The organism is Neisseria sp. HMSC070F02, from assembly GCF_001814225.1.
Lineage (GTDB): Bacteria > Pseudomonadota > Gammaproteobacteria > Burkholderiales > Neisseriaceae > Neisseria > Neisseria meningitidis.
The window spans coordinates 1-2,072 of record NZ_KV815453.1 but is presented as its reverse complement, the minus strand read 5'-3'; the positions used below and the strand labels follow the sequence as shown (position 1 = coordinate 2,072).

The window sequence follows — 2,072 nt, the reverse complement described above, 5'->3', positions numbered from 1 at the left end:
TAATAAATTTCATGATATTTTCCTTCAAAAAGTGTTTGGCGGTAATGGATGGAGCGTTTTTCAAACGACCGCCGAACATCCGAAAATCAGTCTTTCAAAAATCCGAATACGACAAATTCGTATTGGTTGCCGATTTCTTCCAAACCTGCGTTAATCGCTTCTTCGAAGTCGTAGAAATAATCGGCATTGGTGATTAATTTGGTATGTCCGATGTCGCCCGTTTCAGGAGAGAGATACAGAAAGTCCCCTGTTGATACGGACTGGACAACATAGACTTTCTGCATTCAATCAGCCTTTCTTCACGAGTTGAAAACCGATGACTTTCAGTTTTTGGGTTTTGCCCGTAGTAACTATTTCCACGTTCAGGTTTGCTTCGATGGGAAATTGGGCGTTTCGGAACTGCTCGAAATTGGCAGAGCCGCCGAAATCGTATTCAGTAGTAGAGCTGCCCAATGCGTTGCCTTGGGAGCTGTCTAAGGGTGTGGCGACAATCAGGCGGCAATAGTCGAAGCTCCTGCCTTCGATTTGTCCGTTGAATTTTTTAACGCCGACGATGTGGCCTTGAAGTTGGATGTTCATTTTTTGGTTTCCTTGTGTGATTAAACGTCTTTCGGACAGACACTTTAAGCCCATGAAATCGGTAGTCTTGCGAATTTGTCGTAAATGAAGTTGTTATAGCTTTCTTCATTGTTGACGTGTTTTTGCTGTTCAAGCTGTTTTTCAAGATTCTCGTAATATTCGTACATATAGTAAGGGTCTTTGTACGGTTTGAATGCGGGCTGTTCATGAATGGCTTGAGCTTTCAAAAAGGCGCAGTCGTAGGCTTCGGGAGCCAAAGACTTGGGCAGCTTGTGATGACTCGGCTCAATCAGTTCAAACAGTTTGGCTTTGTCCAATTCGGGAAAAATGAATTTCAGACCGTTTGCCGCACGTCCAAACTGTTTTTTTACCCATTCAAGGTAGCGGTCGGCTGAAATGACCTTATCTTCCTTAACCGCGTGTATGCGCGTTGCCTTTTGGACGAATCGTTCGCAAATCGGATATGCGCCGCCGAAATATTCGCCCGGATTCTGCAAAACTTCAAAAGGGATAACGATGTCTTTTGCTTTGAATTCAATTTCAAAGCGCGTCCATGTGCTTGTTTTATCGCCCAACTGCTTGCCTTTTTCATAGACGCGGACATATTTGGACGATTCACGGGAGCCGATACCATAGGTCTTGCCTTTGGTCATTTTGGCTTCATCGTCTTCTTCCCAATCTGACCCCAAACATTCGCCTTTTGGTTTGACGTGATGACAGGTAAACATACCTTTATTTCGGTCTTCACGGGCTTGGTTCGGGCTGTATTCGCCGTTGAAAAAGTCTTTTGCGATGTCAACGCGTGTGATTTTTGGGCGGATTGCATTAGTCAGGAATGCGAAAAGTCGTGATTCCCAGCCTTCTTTTGCGACGCCGCAACCGGTGCCGGTCAGTTCGAAAAGGATGGTATTGTTTTGTCCGCCAAAATGGACGCGACCGTATAGGACGTCTTCCGAACCCATCAACCAACAGCGCTCATAAAAACGACCGCCCGAGCCTTTGGACTCTTTGTAGATACCGAAACCGAAAACTTCTTCGGCGAGCATGGACGCGGCGCGAATGAAATCTTCGTCTTCCAAAAGACTTACACGAACGCCGTATTTATCGAAAAAGGTTTTTTCATGAAATGAAAAGCTAATTTGATCGATGAACGCCGAATCTGATACACCGCGCCGAAGAGGAACGCCTAACAGGTTTCCTTTACCGTCCGTTATGTACGTTTCGTAACATTCGAAGACTTCCTGAACCCTGCCTGCCGTTTCGGTTTCTGTCCCCCCCCTGTTAGATAAGGGGGGAAGATTTGAAGCGGTTGTCGGCTTCCTGCCGTCCGCTGGCGCGTCCGTCATCACGCCGGCAACCGCCTTTGTCATCCCTTGCTTATCTTCCATGGTGCGAATCCTCAAAAACGGGCAAAAAAAAGCCCTGTTACTTGTAGAAAGTAAAGGACGTTAATTTTTGTTAATCGTCCCTTCTTAGGGACGCAATATATAAGG

General features: G+C 45.9%; 3 protein-coding genes. All 3 read right to left on the bottom strand.

Features of this window, described 5'->3' with window-relative positions:
- Nucleotides 1–86 precede the first annotated feature (86 nt).
- Genes HMPREF2959_RS07305 through HMPREF2959_RS07295 form a run of 3 tightly spaced genes read right to left on the bottom strand, consistent with a single transcriptional unit; the run spans nt 87 to nt 1,967 of the window.
- Nucleotides 87–284, bottom strand: coding sequence for a hypothetical protein (locus HMPREF2959_RS07305; RefSeq protein WP_002215770.1), 198 nt, complete (start codon nt 282–284; stop codon nt 87–89).
- A 4-nt stretch (nt 285–288) separates the two neighbouring features.
- Nucleotides 289–579 (bottom strand): hypothetical protein, encoded by a 291-nt coding sequence (locus tag HMPREF2959_RS07300; RefSeq protein ID WP_002218852.1) that lies wholly within the window; start codon nt 577–579, stop codon nt 289–291.
- Between the two features lie 44 nt (nt 580–623).
- Entirely contained in the window at nt 624–1,967 is a 1,344-nt protein-coding gene (locus HMPREF2959_RS07295) for a replication initiation factor domain-containing protein (RefSeq protein WP_185081158.1), read from the bottom strand.
- Nucleotides 1,968–2,072 lie beyond the last annotated feature (105 nt).

What these genes read in the sequence shown, in the direction of transcription:
- HMPREF2959_RS07300 (WP_002218852.1), bottom strand. Translation starts at nt 579, where the DNA reads ATGAACATCCAACTTCAAGGCCACATCGTCGGCGTTAAAAAATTCAAC.
- HMPREF2959_RS07295 (WP_185081158.1), bottom strand. Translation starts at nt 1,967, where the DNA reads ATGGAAGATAAGCAAGGGATGACAAAGGCGGTTGCCGGCGTGATGACG.
- HMPREF2959_RS07305 (WP_002215770.1), bottom strand. Translation starts at nt 284, where the DNA reads ATGCAGAAAGTCTATGTTGTCCAGTCCGTATCAACAGGGGACTTTCTG.